Genomic DNA, 19,398 nt, shown 5'->3' with positions numbered 1-19,398 from the left:
TATTGGGCGGATGGTAGTGGCGGATGCACGAGAATATTGCTTGCGCGAAACGATTTGGGCCAACCAGCGGGATGGCGTTCCTGCGGCGGCGTGGCGCCGTCTGCAAAAACGCCATTTTACCTCATCTGTTACTGTGTGCGCTTGATGTTGAAGGCGCCGAAACCCTGGCAGGTCGGCATCAGTTCCATGTAGTTGATGTTGACGTGGGCCGGCATGGTGGCGACCCAGAAGGCCGCTTCGGCGATATCCTCGGCGGTCAGCGGGACGGTGCCTTCATAGACCTTGGCCGCGGCCGCGTCGTCGCCCTTGAGGCGCACGTTGGAGAACTCGGTGCCGCCGCACAGGCCGGGCGCCAGGTTGGTGGCGCGCACGCCGGTGCCCACCAGGTCGGCGCGCAGGTTCAGCGTGAACTGGTCGACGAAGGCCTTGGTGGCGCCATAGACGTTGCCGCCCGGGTAAGGATAGGCACCGGCGGTGGAGCCCAGGTTGATGATGGTGCCGCTGCCGCGCTTGACCATGGCCGGCAGCAGGGCATGGGTGATGGTGACCAGGCCCTTGACGTTGGTGTCGATCATGGTTTCCCAGTCCGACAGCGCGGCTTCCTGGGCCGAACCGACACCCAAGGCCAGGCCGGCGTTGTTGACCAGCACGTCGATGTTCTGCCACTCGCCCTGCAGGCTGGCCAGGCCGGCGTCGATCGATTGCTTGCTGGTCACGTCCAGTACCAGCGGCAGCACGTTGCCGGCGCCCAGTTCGCTGACCAGTTCATCCAGGCGCTCCTTGCGGCGGCCGGCGGCGATCACCTTGTGGCCGTTCTTGGCGAATTTGCGCGCCATGGCGGCGCCGAATCCTGCGGTTGCTCCTGTAATCAAAACGACCATCTGCGAATCTCCTGTTATGGGCGGGGCCAGCGCCGGCCTTGGCGGGCCGCATTGCCGTCCCGGAAAGAAAACGAAATTGTAGCCCAAAGCCGGTTTTTACGAGGGCAGGCTCGCTTTTCGGCGTATCTGGCGTCGCAGCGCGTGTGTTGCGCGAAGGCCAAGCGTCTTGCTGAAACCGGCCCATTTCAATACAATGCGCTCACCATTTCGTCTCACGTGACTGGCGAAAAGCCGGAGAGACTTTCCGGCCAAGATGGGGATCCATCGGGAAGCGTGAGATTTCATCAGCCGTGCGCCTGGGCAGCCGAATGGAAAGTACGACTGAGGCTGCCCGCAATTTCCCCGTTTTTTGGCCCTCATTCGATTTTTTGAAGTCGATGCGACCGGCATTGTTGCGCCGTCGCCCGCTTCGGCCGCACCTCATCAATTTGGAGAAACCATGTTTGACAAGAACCAGACTCTCGCGAAAGTCGACCCGGACCTGTGGTCTGCCATCCAAAAGGAAAACACCCGCCAGCAAGACCACATCGAGCTGATCGCTTCCGAAAACTACACTTCGCCGGCGGTGATGGAAGCCCAGGGTTCGCAGTTGACCAACAAGTACGCCGAAGGCTATCCGGGCAAGCGCTACTACGGCGGCTGCGAATACGTGGACATCGCCGAGCAGCTGGCGATCGACCGCCTCAAGGCCCTGTTCGGCGCCGAAGCCGCCAACGTGCAGCCGAACTCCGGCTCCCAGGCCAACCAGGGCGTGTTCTTCGCCATGCTCAAGCCGGGCGACACCATCATGGGCATGTCGCTGGCTGAAGGCGGCCACCTGACCCATGGCATGGCGCTGAACATGTCGGGCAAGTGGTTCAACGTCGTCTCCTATGGCCTGAACGAGAAGGAAGAGATCGACTACGAAGCCATGGAGCGCCTGGCGCGCGAGAAGAAGCCCAAGCTGATCATCGCCGGCGCATCGGCCTACTCGCTGCGTATCGACTTCGAGCGTTTCGCCAAGATCGCCAAGGAAGTCGGCGCCTACTTCATGGTCGACATGGCCCACTACGCCGGCCTGATCGCCGCGGGCGTGTACCCGAACCCGGTGCCGTTCGCCGACTTCGTCACCTCGACCACCCACAAGTCCCTGCGCGGCCCGCGCGGCGGCGTGATCCTGATGAAGGCCGAGCATGAGAAGGCGATCAATTCGTCTATCTTCCCTGGCATCCAGGGCGGTCCGCTGATGCACGTCATCGCCGCCAAGGCGGTGGCCTTCAAGGAAGCCGCTTCGCCGGAATTCAAGGCCTACCAGCAGCAAGTGGTGAAGAACGCCGACGTGCTGGCCAAGACCCTGATCAAGCGCGGCCTGCGCATCGTCTCCGGCGGCACCGAGTCGCACGTGATGCTGGTGGACCTGCGTCCGAAGAAGCTGACCGGCAAGGAAGCCGAGGCGATCCTGGGTTCGGCCCACATCACCTGCAACAAGAACGGCATCCCCAACGATCCGGAAAAGCCATTCGTGACCTCCGGCATCCGCCTGGGCAGCCCGGCCATGACCACCCGCGGCTTCAAGGAAGCGGAAGCGGAAAAGGTCGGCAACCTGATCGCCGACGTGCTGGACAACCCGCATGATGCCGCCACCATTGAGCGCGTGAAGGCCGAAGTCAAGAAGCTGACCGACGCGTTCCCGGTCTACGGCTGATCGTGGCCGATGGCGGCCATGCCGCCATGCAGCAGAGCTTGTAGTTGATGGCTGAGCGACGGCGCCCCGAGCGGGGCGCCGTCGTCCATCCGCAGTACCATGTGGTATCCCTATAACGATCGCCCATTGCCGCCATGAAGTGCCCATTCTGCAATCACGAAGATACACCGGTGCTGGACACGCGCGTTTCCGAAGACGGCAGCTCGATCCGCCGCCGCCGGCGCTGCGACAATTGCGACAAGCGTTTCACCACCTACGAGCGCATCGAGCTGACGATGCCGGTGATCGTCAAGAAGAACGGCAGCCGCACCGAGTTCGACCCGGCCAAGCTGCGCGGCAGCCTGATGCTGGCGCTGCGCAAGCGCCCGGTATCGGCCGAGGCGCTCGACGCCGCGATCCAGAGCATCCAGGAAAAGCTGCTGCAAAGCGGCGCGCGCGAGGTGGTGTCGGGGCAGATCGGCGAACTGGTCATGCGCGAGCTCAAGCGCCTGGACAAGATCGCCTATATCCGTTTCGCTTCGGTGTACAAGAGTTTCGAGGACGTGACCGAATTCCAGGACGCGATCGCGGAAGTCGGGCAGGAGCGCAAGGGCGCCAAGAAGAAATAAGGGAAACGCTGCGCCGTGGACGAAGGCGCGAGGCAATAAAAAACGGCTGCGAATGCAGCCGTTTTTCATGGAATCAAGTCCCGCCTGTGCCGCTGTGCCGGCATCCTGAACCTGACGGTTCAAGTTGGCCACGGTAGTCAAGTATCGGGTTCATCGGACTAGCGACGCTCACGCCAACCAGACGATCCCGCAGCCTATGCTCGTAAATGGTTCAAGGAATATATGGCAATCGCGAACACGGCAGGAGTTCAAAGTCTAACGCAATCGGCCTGCGAGTCCAAGGCCCTGGCGCAAAAAATATCGCTTGAATTTGTAACGGAAGCGGCTTATGGATGCGTGGTTTTCCCTGCCGGTTTTTCGGCCGCATCCCATCCCGATCATGTCTTGCGGCAGGAAAACAGTTCGCGCGCCGGGTTGCGTATCTGGCAAGGGCCTGCAATGAAAAACGGCTGTCATGCAGACAGCCGTTTTCTTTTCGGGAAAGCCAAATCCTGGCAGTCAGAACAGTTTTTCCTGCGGCGCCAGCGCCTGGTCCAGCACGTCGTTGATGGCGGCGACCTGCTGCTTCCATTCGGCAATGGTCAGGCCGGCGAACGGGCCTTCGGCTTGCTGCGTGGAGAGCAATTCGGCGGCGATGCCCAGGGCGGCCATCACGGCGATACGGTCGGTGCCCTTGATCTTGCCGGCATCGCGGATGGCGCGCATTTTCTGGTCGAGGTAGCTGACCGCATGGTGCAGGGCCGCCTGTTCGCCTTCGCGGCAGGCCAGGGTATAGGGCTGGCCCATGATGGTGGCCTGGATCTGGATGACGCTCATGTGGCCTCCGCGGCGGTTTCGGCAGGTTCCTCGGGTTCGGCGGCGGGCAGTTCGGCCAGCACGGCGCTCACCCGCTGGTAGGCTTCGTCGATGCGCTGGTTCAATTGCGCATTGTCGTCGGACAGCGTCTTGACGTGGCGGCGCAGCTCGGCATTTTCATCGCGCAGGTTCTGCGCCAGCCGGGCGAGCTGGGCGACTTTGTCGGCCAGTTGTTGGAATTCTGAACTCATCTTGGTTGGTCGCTGGATAGGAAATTGAGCGCAATCGCCAATTTTCGAGGATCGCGCAATTATATGCTCATTGGCGAGGTCGGACAGCATATCCAGGACCGAGTTGCAGCGCGATGGGATTTTGTTTCAATTCGATGGCAGGCGCGGCGCCGCGCCCCGGGTTCAGTCGCCGCGCCGGCTGGCCATGCCGCGGTTGCGCAGCTGGCTTTGCTGCAGCACGAAACCGTCGAAGGCGGTCAGCAGCGGATGGTATTTCCCGCTGTCCCTTTCCAGCTGCATCAGGGCATAACCGGCGGCTTCCAGCGTGGATAGCTGTTCCGGCTTGTGCGCCTTGCGGATCACGTATTGCGACAGCGGCGTATCCTGCAGCGCCAGCCGGGGCAGTGCTTGCAGCAATGGATTCTCGTGCAGCATCTTGCGGCTCTTGCGCCAGGTGCCGTCGAGGATCACCAGCCGCAGCCGTTGCATCGGCGGGCCGCCGTCGATGCGCAGCGTGCGCGCATCGAGGCGGGAACTGGCCGGGGTGCCGGCGTCTTCGGTATAGAGCAGCACCGGTTGCACCGGCTGGCCGGCATCGGCATGGCGCGGGAGCGCCGATGGCGCGTGCAGCAGGGCCTGCAGTTCGGCGGGATCGAAGACTTCGCCCACCGCCAGCCTGCTGTGCGGCAGGCTCAGGTGCAGCAGGCGGGCGCTGTTCTTGGCGTTGCCGGCCTCCATCGGATGCTGCAGGACCAGCACGTCGAACAGGTGGTCGATTGGCGAAATCCAGTGGCAGATGCATGCCGTCTGGGCGCGCTGGCAGCGGGGGCAAAGCTGGCGGCGCGGCTGGAACGGATCGTGGGACGGCATTAACATGGGAGTTTCCTCGATGGCGGTGGTGACCTGGCAATGGCGGAAAAATCGTTAATCTCGCCGAACAGGTAGATTGGCTTGCGAAAATTACCCAGTCAATCAGTGCGCATCGAATATTTGTTCCGTGTTTTTCTGGTTAATCTCGAATAATTCCGAGGCGTATTATGCAGCCCGGTGTGTATCCATCATTTCGGCAAACCATGAATTCCAAGCAGCTTTCGCAGCAAGATGCCGTTCTCCAGGGCGACGATCCAGCGCCGGTGCCGCCCATCGAACCGGAACTGGAAGACTGCTGCGGCAGCGGCTGCAATCCCTGTATTTTCGATATCTACGAGCAGGCGCGCGAGCGTTACCAGCGCGAGCTGGACGCCTGGAACCGGCGCCAGGCCGAGCGCGCCGCAACGGCCCCGAAATCCCGTCGCAAAGGCGGGAAGTAGCAATACCGCCGCATAGCCGTCACACCTTCAGGTAATCCTCTTTCCCGCCCAGCCAGCGCGCCAGATGGCGCTCGACGATATCCGGCGCATGCTGCAGCAAGGCTTGCGCGGTGTCGCGCGCCTTTTCCACCAGCCACTGGTCGGTTGCCAGGTCGGCGAAGCGCAGCATCGCATCGCCTGACTGGCGCGCGCCCAGGAATTCGCCGGGGCCGCGGATGTCGAGGTCGCGCCGGGCGATCTCGAAGCCGTCGGTGGTTTCGCGCATGGTGGCCAGCCGTTCCTTGGCGGTGCCGCCCAGCGGTCCCTGGTACATCAGCAGGCACACGCTGGCGGCCGAGCCGCGGCCCACGCGCCCGCGCAACTGGTGCAGTTGCGACAGGCCGAAGCGCTCGGCATGCTCGATCACCATCAGCGAGGCGTTGGGCACATCCACCCCGACCTCGATCACCGTGGTCGCCACCAGCACATGCACCGCGCCGCGGCTGAAGCCTTCCATCACGATCTGCTTTTCCACCGGTTTCATGCGCCCGTGCACCAGCCCGATGTTGAGGTCGGGCAAGGCGGCCGACAAGGCGGCATGGGTATCGGTGGCGGTCTGCAACTGCAGCGCCTCGGATTCCTCGATCAGCGGGCAGACCCAATAGATCTGCTTGCCTTCCAGCGCCGCCGCATGCACGCGCTCGATCACCTCGTCGCGCCGGTTCTGGTCGATCACGCGGGTGACGATGGGCGAGCGGCCCGGCGGCAGTTCGTCGATCACCGACACTTCCAGGTCGGCGTAATAGGTCATGGCCAGTGTGCGCGGGATCGGCGTGGCCGACATCATCAACTGGTGCGGCACGGTGGCGTTGTCGGCTTCGGCCGGGTTGAAACTCTTGTTGCGCAGGGCCAGCCGCTGGCCGACGCCGAAGCGGTGCTGCTCGTCCACGATCACCAGGCCCAGGTTCTCGAACTGCACCGTGTCCTGGATCAGCGCATGGGTGCCCACCACCAGGCGCGCCGCGCCGGATTCGATGTGGGCCAGCGCCTCGGTCTTTTCCTTTTTCTTTTGGCTGCCGGAAAGCCAGGCCACACCGACATCCAGCGGCTCCATCCAGGCCGCGATCTTGCGGAAATGCTGTTCGGCCAGGATTTCGGTGGGCGCCATCAGCACCGCCTGGAAACCGCTGTCGATGGCCTGGGCCGCGGCCAGCGCCGCCACCACCGTCTTGCCGCTGCCGACGTCGCCTTGCAGCAGGCGCTGCATCGGGAAGGAGTGGCGCAGGTCGGCGCGGATCTCTTCCAGCACGCGCTCCTGCGCCCCGGTCAGCTTGAACGGCAACTGCTTGATCAGGTCGGCCGTCACCCGCCCGGTGACAGGCAATGCGCGCGCGGTCTTGGCGCGGCGCGCGGCCTGGGCGCGCTTCAACGACAATTGCTGCGCCAGCAGTTCGTCGAACTTCATGCGGATCCAGGCCGGGTGCGAGCGCTCGACCAGCGCATGCTCGTCGACATCCGGCGGCGGATTGTGCAGCAGACGCACGGACGGCTCGAAGGCGGCCAGCTTGAGCGTCTCCAGCATCGAAGGCGGCAGCGTGTCCTGCCAGTCGATCCGGCTCATGGCACTGGCGATGGATTTGCGCAGGAAGGACTGCGACAGGCCTTCGCCGGCCGGATACACCGGCGTGAGCACATCGGGCAGCGGCGCGCCCTCGTTGACTACCTTGTATTGGGGATGCACCATCTCGGCGCCGAAAAAGCCGTGGCGCAGTTCGCCGCGTACGCGCACCCGCGTCCCTTCGGCCAACTGCTTGGTCTGGCTGCCGTAGAAGTTGAGGAAGCGCATCACCAGCTGGCCGCTGTCATCGCCCACCGTCACCACCAACTGGCGGCGCGGCCGGAACTGCACGTCGCAGGCGGTGACCACGCCTTCCACCTGCACCGTCTGCAGGCCGCGCATGGAGGCCTCGGCGATGCTCATCAGGGTGGTCTCGTCCTCGTAGCGCAGCGGCAGGTGCAGCGCCAGGTCCATGTCGCTGTGCAGGCCCAGCTTGGCCAGCTTGTTTTCGGGTTTGGCAGCGCCGGCCGCCCCGGCCTTGGCGGGGGCTTTCCTGTTCGATGTCTTGCTCGTGGTTTTCTTCGCGGTAGCGGGCATGCGTCGTGGCGGCGTTGGTCGTGGCGCGTGATACGTGGTGCGGATCGCTGATAAACGTTAGCGGGGCAGGCATATGGGAAAAATGCCCCGACAGCGTAAAATAGCGGGTTGGGCGTTATTTTACTGTGATTATTTACAGTATCAATCCCACCGGCAACACTTCTTTGCTGCCGGGCGCAGGATGCCCCCGCTTTTTCATCGTACACGCATGTATTCTCTTTCCGACTTCGATTTCGAGCTGCCGCCCGAACTGATCGCGCAGACGCCGCTGGCCGAGCGCAGCGCCTCGCGCCTGCTGCAGGTGGACGGCGCCGTCATGACCGACCGCCGTTTCGCCGACATCCTCGACCTGCTCAACCCCGGCGACCTGCTGGTGTTCAACGACACGCGTGTGCTGAAGGCGCGCTTTTTCGGCGTCAAGGAAAGCGGCGGCAAGATCGAGGCATTGGTCGAGCGCGTGCTCGACCAGCGTACCGTGCATGCCCAGGTGCGCGCCTCCAAATCACCGCCACCGGGTATGAAGATCCGCCTGGCCGATGCCTTCGACGTCACCGTGGGCGAACGCTTCGGCGAGTTCTACACGCTGCATTTCCCGTCCGACGTATTCGAGTTGCTGGAGCAATACGGCAGCCTGCCGTTGCCTCCGTATATCGAGCACGAGGCCGATGCCTTTGATGAGACGCGCTACCAGACCGTCTACGCCAAGGAACCGGGCGCGGTCGCCGCGCCTACCGCCGGCCTGCACTTCGACCAGGCCCTGCTGGACCAACTGGCCGCGCGCGGCGTCAAGCAGGCCTTCGTCACGCTGCACGTGGGCGCCGGCACCTTCCAGCCGGTGCGGGTGGAAGACCTGTCGCAGCACAAGATGCACAGCGAGTGGTACACCATCCCGCAAGCCACGGTGGACGCGGTGCGCGCCACCAAGGCGGCGGGCGGGCGTGTGGTGGCGGTTGGCACCACCAGCATGCGCGCGCTGGAATCGGGTTCGCAGTCCGGGCAGTTGCAAGCCGGCAGCGCCGATACCCAACTTTTCATCACGCCCGGCTACACCTTCAAGACCGTGGATCGCCTGGTGACCAATTTCCACCTGCCCAAGTCCACGCTCCTGATGCTGGTCTCGGCCTTCGCCGGCTACGACAACATCCGCGCCGCCTACGCGCACGCGATCCGCGAAAAATACCGTTTCTTCAGCTATGGCGACGCCATGCTGCTCACCTGCAACCGAGGCTGACCGATGCTCGAATTCACCCTGCTCAAGACCGACGGCAACGCCCGCCGCGGCCGCGTCAAACTGAACCACGGCACCGTGGAAACGCCGATCTTCATGCCGGTCGGCACCTATGGTTCGGTCAAGGCGATGTCGCCGCTGGAATTGAACGAGATCAACGCCCAGATCATCCTCGGCAATACCTTCCACCTGTGGCTGCGCCCGGGGCTGGAAGTGGTCGGCAAGTTCGGCGGCCTGCACAAGTTCATCGGCTGGGACAAGCCGATCCTGACCGACTCCGGCGGCTTCCAGGTGTTTTCGCTGGGCGAGATGCGCAAGATCACCGAAGAGGGCGTGACCTTCGCCTCGCCGATCAACGGCGACCGCCTGTTCCTATCGCCCGAGATCTCGATGCAGATCCAGCGTGTGCTGAACTCCGACATCGTGATGCAGTTCGACGAATGTACCCCGTACGAGATCGACGGCCGTCCCGCCACCCGCGAGGAGGCCGGCAAGTCGATGCGCATGTCGCTGCGCTGGGCCAAGCGTTCCAAGGATGAATTCGACCGGGGCGAGAACCCCAACGCGCTGTTCGGCATCGTCCAGGGCGGCATGTTCGAAGGCCTGCGCGACGAATCGCTGGCTGGCTTGAGCGAGCTGGGTTTCGACGGTTTCGCCATCGGCGGTTTGTCGGTGGGCGAGCCTAAGGAAGACATGATGCGCGTGCTGGAACACGTCGGCCCGCGCCTGCCTGCCGACAAGCCGCATTACCTGATGGGCGTGGGCACGCCGGAAGACCTGGTGGCCGGCGTGGCCAGCGGCGTCGACATGTTCGACTGCGTGATGCCGACCCGCAATGCGCGCAACGGCTGGATCTTCACCCGCTACGGCGACGTCAAGATCAAGAACGCCAAGTACAAGGACGACGAGAAGCCCTACGACGAAACCTGCGACTGCTACGCCTGCAAGAACTTCTCGCGCGCCTACCTGCACCACCTGCACCGCGCCGGCGAAATCCTCGGTGCGCGCATGAACACCGTGCACAACCTGCATTACTACCTGCAACTGATGCGGGAGATGCGCGATGCCATCGACGAAGGGCGCTTCCAGGCCTTCGTCGCCAAGTTCAAGGAAGACCGCGCGCGCGGCGTCTGATGCCGCAGCCAATGTGGCGGGTCAGGCCTTGCGCCAGCCCGCCACCATATCCCTTAACTGCCGCCGGATCACCTTGCCGGTAGTCGTCATCGGCAATTCCTCCACGAAGTAGACCTCGCGCGGATATTCATGCGCCGCCAGCCGCGTCTTGACGTGCTGCTGCAGCTCGCGCTTGAGAGCATCATCGGCCACATAGCCATCGTTGAGCACCACGATCGCCACCACGATCTCGGTGCGCTCGTCATCCGGCGCGCCCACCACCGCCGCCATCTTCACCGCCGGATGCTGCAGCAGGTTGTCCTCGATCTCGCCGGGGCCGATGCGGTAGCCGGCCGAGGTGATCACGTCGTCGTCGCGCCCGACGAAGCGGATATAGCCCTCTTCATCGCGCACGCCGGTGTCGCCGGTCAGCAGCCAGTCGCCGGCGAACTTGGCGGCGGTGGCGGCCGGGTTGTTCCAGTACTGCAGGAACATCACCGGATCGGGCCGCAGCACGGCGATGTTGCCCTGGGCGCCGTCGGGCAACGGCTGTCCCTGGTCGTCCACGATCGCCACCCGGTGGCCGGGCGCGGCGCGGCCGATGCTGCCGGGGCGGCAGGGCATGACGGCGGCATTGGAAGAGACCGTCATGTTGCATTCGGTCTGGCCGTAGAACTCGTTGATGGTCAGGCCGAAGGTCTCGCGGCCCCAGTCCAGCAGTTCGGCGCCCAGCGATTCGCCGCCGCTGGCGACCGAGCGCAGGTTCAGCTGCCAGCGTCGCTCGGGATCGGCCACGGTGCGCATCATCTTCAAGGCGGTCGGCGGCAGGAAGCAGTTGCGCACGCCATGGTCCTGCAGCAACTGGAACGCCGCTTCACCGGTGAATTTCTCGAAGCGGTGCGCCACCACCGCCACGCCGTGGTGCCAGGCCGGCAGCAGCACATCCAGCAGGCCGCCGATCCAGGCCCAGTCGGCGGGCGTCCAGATGCGGTCGCCTTCGACCGGGAATAGATTGTGGGACATCTCGACGCCGGGCAGGTGGCCCAACAGCACGCGGTGCGCATGCAGCGCGCCCTTGGGCTGGCCGGTGGTGCCGGAGGTGTAGATGATCAGCGCCGGATCGTCGGCGCGGGTGGCGACCGGCGCGAACGCTTCGCTTTGGCCGGCCAATGCCGCGTGCAGGTCGACCGTGCCGGGCTGGGCGCCGTCGATGGTGAGCACCGTCTTCAGTTCGGGCAGGCGCCCGCGGATGCCGGCCAGCTTGGCCGCGCCTTCGGCATTGGTCACCACCACCTTGGCGCCGCTGTTGTGCAGCCGGTATTCCAGCGCCTCGACGCCGAACAGCGCGAACAGCGGGATCGCGATGCAGCCGTTCTTGTAGGCCGCCACATGCGAGAACGCGGTCTCCGGCGCCTGCGGCAGCAGGATGCCGATGCGCTCGCCGCGCTCAACGCCGTGCGCCCGCAGCAGGTTGGCCATGCGGTTCGACAGCGCGCGCATCTCGCCGAAGCTGTATTGGCGCACGCCGCCGTCGCGCGCGATGTGCACCAGCGCCAGCCGCTGCGGCTCGCGCTCGGCCCATTTGTCGCAGACGTCGACGCCGATGTTGTAGTGCTCGGGAATGTTCCAGCGAAAGTGCGAGGCGATGTCCTCGTAGCGTTGCGGCGTGGTGGGCAGCATGCGCGGTCTCCTGTGTCGTGGCGGAACGGTGCGTTCCATCTTGTCTTGATTTTGTTTGCCACTGTACAAGTTTTGCCGGAGGGCGGCGATGCCGTTTTGATAATGAAAGCGGCGGCGGGGAAGGGAAGCGCTCGCCAAAGACGGGCAAACGGGCCGGAAAATCGCCAAATCGATCTTGATCTCCGGCAAGCCGTCCCGATTTGCGGGTATAGCGCCTGCGCAGTGCTAGAATGCAGGGCTATTTTTCAATCAACAACCTTTGGAGCCTTACGTGTTTATTTCCGACGCATACGCGCAAACGGCAGCAGCAGCCCCCGGCGGCGCGCTGGGCAACCTGACCAGCTTCCTGCCGATCATCCTGATGTTCGTCGTGCTGTACTTCCTGATGATTCGTCCGCAGATGAAGCGCCAGAAAGAACAGAAGGCGATGATGGACGCACTGGCCAAGGGCGATGAAATCGTCACTTCGGGCGGCATCCTGGGCAAGATCACCAAGGTCACCGATGCCTACATCACCATCGAAGTGTCCGAAGGCAACGAAATCATCGTGCAAAAGGCGGCTGTCGCCACGCTGCTGCCCAAGGGCACCATCAAGGCCCTGTAATCCGGCCGCACCGGTCCAATGGGCGCATCGGTGATGCGCCCATGTTGTTAGAGCCTCCCGGTTCTGAACAGCGGCTGCGGGTTTGCCGCAGCCCTCTCTGGAAGCAAGAAGCACAACACCATGAATCGTTACTCTCTCTGGAAATACGTACTGATCGTCATCGCCCTGCTGTTCGGCGTGATCTATACCGTTCCGAACTTCTTCGGCGAATCCCCCGCCGTGCAGATCAGCAGCGCCAAGTCGACCTTGAAGGTCGAGGCCGCCGTAGCCGGCCGCGTCGATGAGATCCTGAAACAAGGCAGCCTGCCCGCAGAGAGCGTGGCGTTCGACAACGGCGGCGCCCAGCCTTCGGTGCGCGCGCGTTTCGCCACCACCGATATCCAGTTCAAGGCCAAGGCCCTGCTGGAACAGCAGTTGAATACCGATCCTACCGATCCGACCTACATCGTCGCCTTCAACCTGCTGCCCAATACCCCGCAATGGCTGCAAAGCCTGCACGCCTTCCCGATGTACCTGGGCCTGGACTTGCGCGGCGGCGTGCACTTCCTGATGCAGGTCGACATCAAGGCGGTGCTCAGCAAGCGCCTGCAAGGCCTGCAAGCCAGCGTGCGCAGCCTGCTGCGCGACAAGAACATCCGCCACAACGGCATCAGCCGTAATGGCGACGCCATCGAAATCTCCTTCCGCGATGCCGACACCCGCAGCAAGGCCCGCTCCGCGCTGGGCGAACTGCAGGAACTGGTGCTGGCCGATGCCGGCGCCGGCGACGACCTGAAGCTGGTCGCCACGCTGCGCCCCGAGGCGCTGAAGCAGACCCAGGAAGACGGCGTCAAGCAGAACATCTCCACCCTGTCCAAGCGCGTCAACGAGCTGGGCGTGGCCGAGCCGCTGATCCAGCGCCAGGGCGCCGACCGCATCGTGGTCGAGCTGCCGGGCGTGCAGGACGTCTCGCGCGCCAAGGACATCATCGGCCGCACCGCCACCCTGGAAGTGCGCATGGTCGACGAGAGCGTGGTGCGCGGCACCGAGCAGACCGCCGCCATCCCGTTCGGCTCCGAACTGTTCAAGATCGGCAAGGGCGCCCCGGTGGTGCTGAACAAGGAACCGGTGCTGACCGGCGACTACATCTCCAACGCCTCGGCCAGCTTCGATGAAAACCACCAGCCGGCGGTCAGTATCGACCTCAACGGCGACGGCGGCCGCAAGATGCGCGAAGCCACCCGCGACAAGGTCGGCAAGGCCATGGCCATCGTGCTGTTCGAAAAGGGCAAGGGCGAAGTGCTGACGGTGGCGACCATCCGCTCCGAACTGGGCTCGCGCTTCCAGATCACCGGCATGGGTTCGCCCGAAGCCGCCAGCGACCTGGCGCTGCTGCTGCGCGCCGGTTCCCTGGCCGCGCCGATGGACATCATCGAGGAACGCACCATCGGCCCGCAACTGGGCGCCGACAACATCAAGAAGGGCTTCGACTCGGTGCTGTACGGCTTCGCCGCGATGGCCATCTTCATGGTGATCTACTACCAGCTGTTCGGCTTCTTCAGCGCGCTGGCGCTGTCGGTCAACGTGCTGCTGCTGGTGGCGTTGCTGTCCACGCTGCAGGTCACGCTGACCCTGCCCGGTATCGCCGCTATCGCGCTGGCGCTGGGCATGGCGATCGACTCCAACGTGCTGATCAACGAACGCATCCGCGAGGAACTGCGCGCCGGCAACTCGCCGCAGGCGGCGATTGCGGCCGGCTTCGACCGCGCCTGGGCGACCATCCTGGACTCCAACGTCACGACCCTGATCGCCGGCCTGGCGCTGCTGATCTTCGGTTCCGGCGCGATCCGCGGTTTCGCGGTGGTGCACTGCCTGGGCATCCTGACCTCGATGTTCTCGGCGGTGTTCTTCTCGCGCGGCGTGGTCAACTTCTGGTACGGCCGCAAGAAGAAGCTGGCCAGCCTGGCCATCGGCCAGATCTGGAAGCCGGCCGGCGAGACCCTGACCACCTCCGGCAAGGCTTCGGCCAAGCGCGAAGCCAAGTAACAGGACAGCAGTGATTCAGCCGGGCCGCAGGGCAAGACCCCGCGGCCGGCACCGAAAGGATAGCGATGGAATTTTTCCGCATCAAAAAAGACATTCCCTTCATGCGCCATGCGTTGATCTTCAACGTGATCTCGGCGCTGACCTTCGTCGCCGCAGTGTTCTTCCTGCTGACCAAGGGCCTGCATTTCTCGATCGAATTCACTGGCGGCACGGTCATGGAAATGGCCTACAGCAAGCCGGCCGACCTGGAAAAGATCCGCAAGTCGGTGGAAGGCCTGGGCTATCGCGATACCCTGGTGCAAAGCTTCGGCACCGCCCAGGACGTGATGATCCGCCTGCCGGCGCAGCCCGGCGTGAACGCCAGCCAGCAAAGCGAGAAGGTGACCGCGGCGCTCAAGGCCGACGACCCTGAAGTGCGCCTGCAGCGCGTCGAATTCGTCGGCCCGCAGGTGGGCGACGAACTGGCGCACGACGGCCTGATGGCGCTGGCGATGGTGGTGATCGGCATCGTGATCTACCTGGCCTTCCGCTTCGAATGGAAGTTCGCGGTGGCGGCGGTGATCGCCAACCTGCACGACATCATCATCATTCTCGGCTTCTTCGCCTTCTTCCAGTGGGAGTTCTCGCTGACCGTGCTGGCGGCGGTCCTGGCGGTGCTGGGCTACTCGGTCAACGAATCGGTGGTGGTGTTCGACCGGGTGCGCGAAGCCTTCCGCGACCGCCGCTTCGGCAAGCTGTCCACGCCGGAAGTGCTGAACCACGCGATCACCAGCACCATGTCGCGTACCATCATCACCCACGGCAGCACCGAAATGATGGTGCTGGCGATGTTCTTCTTCGGCGGCCCTACGCTGCATTATTTCGCGCTGGCGCTGACCATCGGTATCTTGTTCGGCATCTATTCGTCGGTGTTCGTCGCCGCGGCGCTGGCCATGTGGCTGGGCGTCAAGCGCGAAGACCTGATCAAGCCGGTCAAGGTCAAGGACGAGAACGGCGGCGCCGTGGTGTAACCACCGTCGGAACCGACCAAGGAAGGCCGCAGCGTTCGCGTTGCGGCCTTTTGTCTTCATCACATCGTTATTGAGTTACTCCATGAGCACGACCCCAGATACTTCCTCCGCCTCGCACGACATCGACTACGAGCGCCGTTTCGGCGGCGTGGCCCGCCTGTACGGCGCACAAGCCTTGCAACGCTTTCGCGATGCGCATGTGTGCGTGGTCGGCGTCGGCGGCGTCGGTTCATGGATCGTGGAAGCGCTGGCGCGCAGCGCCATCGGTCACATCACGATGATCGACCTCGACAACCTGGCCGAGTCCAACGTCAACCGCCAGATCCATGCCTTGTCCGATACCTTGGGTAAAGCCAAGGTGACGGCGCTGCACGAGCGCATCATGCAGATCAACCCGACCTGCGTGGTGACCGAGGTGGAAGATTTCGTCGACCCGCAGAACGTGCCGCAGATGCTTGGCGGCAGCCGCTTCGACTATGTGGTCGACGCCATTGACAACGTGCCGGCCAAGGTGGCGATGATCGCCTGGTGCCGCCAGAACGGCATGCCGCTGGTCACCATCGGCAGCGCCGGCGGCCAGATCGATCCCACCATGATCGAGATCCGCGACCTGTGCCGCACCGAGCAGGAACCCTTGCTGGCCAAGGTGCGCAAGCGCTTGCGTTCGCAGCACGGTTTTCCGCGCGGAACCAAGAACAAATTTCACATCGACGCGGTGTTTTCCACCGAGCCCTTGCGCTTCCCCGAACTTGGCGAAGGCGAGGCCTGCGTCATCGATCCGGCGGGCGAGGAGATGGATATCGGCGGCGATGCCGCGGATGTGGCTGCGGCCGAGGATGTCGCGCAAGGCGGCGTCACCGGCCTGAACTGCGCCGGCTTCGGCTCGGCCATGGTGGTGACCGCATCGTTCGGCTTGGTAGCAGCGGCACATGTGCTGAAGAAGATCGCGCAGAAAGCCTGAGTTTTGCGGTGCATAAAAAACGCCTTGCGGCTGCAAACCGCAAGGCGTTTTTTCGTACGTGCCGGCAGTGCTCAGTGCCCGCCGCCTTCATCCACCACGCGATGCGCCGACACGCACAGCAGCACGCTGGCCGTCACCAGCACCATCGCCGCCGCTTCCAGCAGGGTAGGCAGGCGGCGCTCCCACAGGAAACCGTAAAGCAGCGCGAACAGCGTCTCGAACAAGATCATCTGCCCGATCATAGTCAGCGGCAGCAGGCGGCTGGCCTTGTTCCAGCAGGCGTTGCCGAACAGCGAGGCGATGACCGCCACGCCCGCCGAGACGGCGAAGAAGCGCCCCCATTCGGCGTGCGAATGCGGTTCCAGCAGCAGCGTGAAGGCCGGCAGCGCGATGAACACCGACAGCAATCCCGTCACCAGCCCGGTCAGCAGGCTCCAGTCGTGCGCCGAGATATCGTGCAGCCGCGCCAGCCAGCGGCTGTTGCCCACGGCGTAAGTGGTCCACGACACCAGCGCGCCGATGGCGCAGAAAAAGCCGACGACCTGCTGCGAGCCGCCGCCGGCCGAATGGCCGGCCGCCAGCGACTGCCATGCCACGCAGGCGATGCCGGCCAGGCCCAGCGCCAGCGAGGGAAGCAGCTTGCGGATCGGCACCGCGCCGCGGCCGCGGCTGCCGATGATGGTCACCGCCACCGGCAGGAAGCCGATCACCAGCGAGGTCATCGCCATGCCGCCCAATTGCACCGCGCTGGAAAGGAAGACGTAATAGACCACATTGCCCAGCAGGCTCAGCCACACCAGCGCCCGCCATTCCGGCAAGCCCAGGCGGCCGGCCACGCTGCGCAGACGCGGCGCGATCAGCACCGCGGCGAACGCGCCGTAGGCCAGGTAGCGCCCGGCGGACAATTGCCAGGGCGAGAATTCGCGGGTCAGTTCGGGCGCCAGGAACACCAGCCCCCAGGCGGCGCCGGCCAGCGCGCCGAACAGGATGCCGCGCAAGATCGTATTGGAACTCATCGGGGAAACATTGCCATCAAAGCTGCGAGCTTCGCAGTATGCCTTGGCAGGCTTGAAATGGCTTGGCGCGGACTACGGAGAATTTGGGGAATCGTCGCGCCGGCAACGATGCTGAAACCGGCCCAATGCCCGGAAAGGGCTTGGGCCGGTTTCGGGAGGAGGCGTCAGATAGAAGCGAACAATCCCGCGCCGATGAAGGCCAGCGATACCACGCCGATGCCCACCGACAGGTAAGCCAGCATCCCCACGCCGGTGATGATGGTGGCCGAAGCCAGCACGATGGCCACTTGCAGCATGCCGGCGGCCATTTCCATGCGTTCGTATTTCTCCATGTAGACATGGGCTTCGTGCTCGGCTTCCCGAGCCTTGTGCGACAGCTGCTTCTTGCCTTCGCCGGATTTTTCATCGTCGTCGTAATGGGCAACCGCTTCATCGAGCTTGGCGATGGCGGCGGCGATGCGTTCGTCCTTGGCATTGCCCAACAGGCTCAATTGCGTCTTGGCCAACTGTGCGGCATTGCCGCGCACCGACTTGGCCTGGAAGAACGCCCACAGGTTGGACGCTTCCTGGTGCTTCAGGATCACTTCGGTCTGGTAAGACTTGGAAAGGGTTTCGGTGACGGCCAGCACCAGCGCGAGGATCGCGATGATCAGGGCCAGTTTCTTGTTGCCGGAGGCATGGGCATGCTCGGCTTTTTCGAGGTCTTCGGTAGCTTCCGTCATGGTGGTGTTGTCGTTTGGAAAAGAATCGCGCCCATCAGGCGGATGGGGCCGTTCCAACAACGATCCAGACGCATTACGGTTGACCTGAGGGCGCCGGCAGGCTCGTATTTCTTCCTGTGCCGTACAGATGGCGTATCAGCCGTTTTCCATGGCAGGCCAGGCACGCGGCGGCGCCGGCGGAAGCCAGCATCGCGGTGGCATGGAGGAGGACGGCGGCCAAGGCATAGGCCAGCGTGCCGGCGCCGCCGCACAAGGGCATCCATGCGGGCAGGCCCGATACCGCCAACGGCCAGAGCGCCAGCCCGATGCAACCGGCGGGGATTCGCATTTTGGCGCGGCAACCGGGATGCAGATGCGCGGCCACGGCCGGCAACAGCAGCAGGCATGCCGCGCCCTGCAGCAGCTTGCCGCCAGGCATCGGTCCGTAGGTGGAGGCTGCCGCCGCCAGGCCGAGCGCGGCGATGTGCCCCAGCGCCAGCGGTAGCAGCCTGCGCGCGACCTGCCGGCTTCCGCCCGGGCCGGCGGCTGCGAATATCCAGCCGCTGGCCGGGTTCAGGCCGTGCAGCGCGCCGCTGCCGGCGATGGCCATCCAGAACCAGAAGGCGGACATGGCGGACTCCCGGGCGTGGCGGCCACGTCAGTCGTGCGCGTGGCAGCAGGACGCCGCCGCCTTCGTGCCTGCCGGGGCGTCGTAGCGGTCGTGGTGGCGCACCCATTCCATCTTGTGCGGCACGTCGCGTTCGCTGCGGCCCTTGGGCGTCAGGTCCATCATGCGATAGGCGCCCATCATCACTTCCACGCCGCGCCCATAGGTGGAGTAGGTATGGAATACCTGGCCCGCGTCGTCGCGTACGAAGACGCTGATGCCGGGCGCTTCCTGGGCCGGGAAGAAGCGGCGGCCGTAGTTGTATTCGACTTCGCCGGTGGCCAGTTCTTCCGGCGTGAAGCTGACGCCGAAATCGCCGTTGAAATCGCTGCCGTAGGAAGACACCCAGTCGAAGCGCCATCCCATGCGGCGGCGGAAGCGCTCGATCTCGGCCAGCGGCGCGCGCGAGACGGCGAGCAGGGTAATGTCGCGCTGGGCCAGGTGCACGTTCATGCCGTCGCTGTGGTCGGCCATGAACGAGCAGCTCGGGCAGCCTTGTTCCCAGCCCGGGCCCAGCATGAAATGCTGGACCAGCAACTGGCTGCGACCGTCGAACAGTTCGGCCAGCTTGCGCGGGCCGGCGGCGGTGTCGAAGGTGTATTCCTTGTCCACGCGCCGCCACGGCAGCGCGCGGCGTTCGGCCGCCAGCTGGTCGGCCTGGCGCATGACTTCTTTTTCCCTGGCCAGCAATGCCTTGCGCGCAGCCAGCCATTGTTCGGAAGAGACGATAGGGTGACGGTCGATATGCATG

Annotated in this window: 19 protein-coding genes, 1 other RNA gene and 1 riboswitch; of the genes, 9 read left to right on the top strand and 11 right to left on the bottom strand. The window is 64.3% G+C overall.

Annotated elements, in window-relative coordinates:
• Nucleotides 1–128: 128 nt before the first annotated feature.
• The gene (locus J7548_RS18545; RefSeq protein ID WP_290977512.1) at nt 129–881 is read right to left on the bottom strand and encodes an SDR family oxidoreductase; all 753 of its coding nucleotides are present in this window, start codon (nt 879–881) and stop codon (nt 129–131) included.
• Between the two features lie 206 nt (nt 882–1,087).
• A riboswitch (ZMP/ZTP riboswitch) is annotated at nt 1,088–1,190 on the top strand.
• Between the two features lie 130 nt (nt 1,191–1,320).
• Here J7548_RS18545 and glyA point away from each other — a divergent pair.
• A complete protein-coding gene (glyA, locus tag J7548_RS18540) occupies nt 1,321–2,565 on the top strand; it encodes a serine hydroxymethyltransferase (protein ID WP_290977511.1) in 1,245 nt (414 codons plus the stop codon).
• Nucleotides 2,566–2,699: 134 nt separating this feature from the next.
• A complete protein-coding gene (gene nrdR / locus J7548_RS18535) occupies nt 2,700–3,173 on the top strand; it encodes a transcriptional regulator NrdR (RefSeq protein ID WP_290977510.1) in 474 nt (157 codons plus the stop codon).
• Between the two features lie 73 nt (nt 3,174–3,246).
• On the opposite strand, the gene ssrS is transcribed toward nrdR, so the two are convergent.
• From ssrS to J7548_RS18515, 4 genes are all read right to left on the bottom strand, one after another.
• Nucleotides 3,247–3,423, bottom strand: a non-coding RNA gene (gene ssrS / locus J7548_RS18530) — 6S RNA.
• 248 nt (nt 3,424–3,671) lie between these two features.
• Entirely contained in the window at nt 3,672–3,989 is a 318-nt protein-coding gene (locus J7548_RS18525) for a cell division protein ZapA (RefSeq protein ID WP_290977508.1), read from the bottom strand.
• Nucleotides 3,986–4,219 (bottom strand): DUF904 domain-containing protein, encoded by a 234-nt coding sequence (locus tag J7548_RS18520; protein WP_290977506.1) that lies wholly within the window; start codon nt 4,217–4,219, stop codon nt 3,986–3,988. The genes J7548_RS18525 and J7548_RS18520 overlap by 4 nt, the downstream gene beginning before the upstream one ends.
• 162 nt (nt 4,220–4,381) lie before the next feature.
• Nucleotides 4,382–5,074, bottom strand: coding sequence for a tRNA-uridine aminocarboxypropyltransferase (locus J7548_RS18515; protein WP_290977504.1), 693 nt, complete (start codon nt 5,072–5,074; stop codon nt 4,382–4,384).
• Nucleotides 5,075–5,271: 197 nt separating this feature from the next.
• On the opposite strand from J7548_RS18515, the gene J7548_RS18510 reads away from it, so the two are divergent.
• Nucleotides 5,272–5,508, top strand: a complete 237-nt coding sequence (locus tag J7548_RS18510) for an oxidoreductase-like domain-containing protein (RefSeq protein ID WP_290977502.1) — start codon at nt 5,272–5,274, stop codon at nt 5,506–5,508.
• 19 nt (nt 5,509–5,527) lie between these two features.
• Here the strand turns inward: J7548_RS18510 and recG are convergent, their stop codons facing one another.
• Nucleotides 5,528–7,642 (bottom strand): ATP-dependent DNA helicase RecG, encoded by a 2,115-nt coding sequence (gene recG, locus J7548_RS18505; RefSeq protein ID WP_290977500.1) that lies wholly within the window; start codon nt 7,640–7,642, stop codon nt 5,528–5,530.
• 208 nt (nt 7,643–7,850) lie between these two features.
• On the opposite strand from recG, the gene queA reads away from it, so the two are divergent.
• Both queA and tgt read left to right on the top strand, forming a co-directional pair.
• A complete protein-coding gene (gene queA / locus J7548_RS18500) occupies nt 7,851–8,873 on the top strand; it encodes a tRNA preQ1(34) S-adenosylmethionine ribosyltransferase-isomerase QueA (protein WP_290977498.1) in 1,023 nt (340 codons plus the stop codon).
• Nucleotides 8,874–8,876: 3 nt separating this feature from the next.
• Nucleotides 8,877–10,004 (top strand): tRNA guanosine(34) transglycosylase Tgt, encoded by a 1,128-nt coding sequence (gene tgt / locus J7548_RS18495; RefSeq protein ID WP_290977496.1) that lies wholly within the window; start codon nt 8,877–8,879, stop codon nt 10,002–10,004.
• A gap of 21 nt (nt 10,005–10,025) precedes the next feature.
• Here tgt and J7548_RS18490 read toward each other — a convergent pair whose 3' ends face one another.
• Entirely contained in the window at nt 10,026–11,663 is a 1,638-nt protein-coding gene (locus J7548_RS18490) for an acyl-CoA synthetase (RefSeq protein ID WP_290977494.1), read from the bottom strand.
• A 271-nt stretch (nt 11,664–11,934) separates the two neighbouring features.
• Here J7548_RS18490 and yajC point away from each other — a divergent pair, with 271 nt between their 5' ends.
• The 4 genes from yajC (at nt 11,935) to tcdA (ending at nt 16,263) form a co-directional block, all read left to right on the top strand.
• The gene (gene yajC / locus J7548_RS18485) at nt 11,935–12,267 is read left to right on the top strand and encodes a preprotein translocase subunit YajC (protein WP_290977492.1); all 333 of its coding nucleotides are present in this window, start codon (nt 11,935–11,937) and stop codon (nt 12,265–12,267) included.
• Nucleotides 12,268–12,387: 120 nt separating this feature from the next.
• Nucleotides 12,388–14,292, top strand: coding sequence for a protein translocase subunit SecD (gene secD / locus J7548_RS18480; protein ID WP_290977490.1), 1,905 nt, complete (start codon nt 12,388–12,390; stop codon nt 14,290–14,292).
• 65 nt (nt 14,293–14,357) lie between these two features.
• Nucleotides 14,358–15,302 carry a protein translocase subunit SecF gene (secF, locus tag J7548_RS18475; RefSeq protein ID WP_290977488.1) on the top strand — a complete coding sequence of 315 codons (945 nt, stop codon included), beginning with the start codon at nt 14,358–14,360 and terminating at the stop codon, nt 15,300–15,302.
• An 82-nt stretch (nt 15,303–15,384) separates the two neighbouring features.
• Nucleotides 15,385–16,263 (top strand): tRNA cyclic N6-threonylcarbamoyladenosine(37) synthase TcdA, encoded by an 879-nt coding sequence (gene tcdA, locus J7548_RS18470; RefSeq protein ID WP_290977486.1) that lies wholly within the window; start codon nt 15,385–15,387, stop codon nt 16,261–16,263.
• A 71-nt stretch (nt 16,264–16,334) separates the two neighbouring features.
• On the opposite strand, the gene J7548_RS18465 is transcribed toward tcdA, so the two are convergent.
• The 4 genes from J7548_RS18465 to J7548_RS18450 form a co-directional block, all read right to left on the bottom strand.
• On the bottom strand, nt 16,335–17,279 hold the full coding sequence (locus tag J7548_RS18465) for a DMT family transporter (protein ID WP_290977484.1): 945 nt from the start codon (nt 17,277–17,279) through the stop codon (nt 16,335–16,337).
• Between the two features lie 164 nt (nt 17,280–17,443).
• A complete protein-coding gene (locus J7548_RS18460; protein ID WP_290977482.1) occupies nt 17,444–18,001 on the bottom strand; it encodes a DUF4337 domain-containing protein in 558 nt (185 codons plus the stop codon).
• Between the two features lie 73 nt (nt 18,002–18,074).
• Nucleotides 18,075–18,611, bottom strand: a complete 537-nt coding sequence (locus J7548_RS18455) for a hypothetical protein (RefSeq protein ID WP_290977480.1) — start codon at nt 18,609–18,611, stop codon at nt 18,075–18,077.
• 27 nt (nt 18,612–18,638) lie between these two features.
• Nucleotides 18,639–19,397 carry a thioredoxin family protein gene (locus tag J7548_RS18450; RefSeq protein ID WP_290977478.1) on the bottom strand — a complete coding sequence of 253 codons (759 nt, stop codon included), beginning with the start codon at nt 19,395–19,397 and terminating at the stop codon, nt 18,639–18,641.
• Nucleotide 19,398: the final 1 nt, after the last annotated feature.

The sequence above is a fragment of the Herbaspirillum sp. genome (assembly GCF_017744395.1).
In the GTDB taxonomy this organism is placed as follows: domain Bacteria; phylum Pseudomonadota; class Gammaproteobacteria; order Burkholderiales; family Burkholderiaceae_D; genus Herbaspirillum.
Note: the sequence above shows the minus strand (reverse complement) of the source record. Positions and strands in the feature narration are given on the sequence as shown.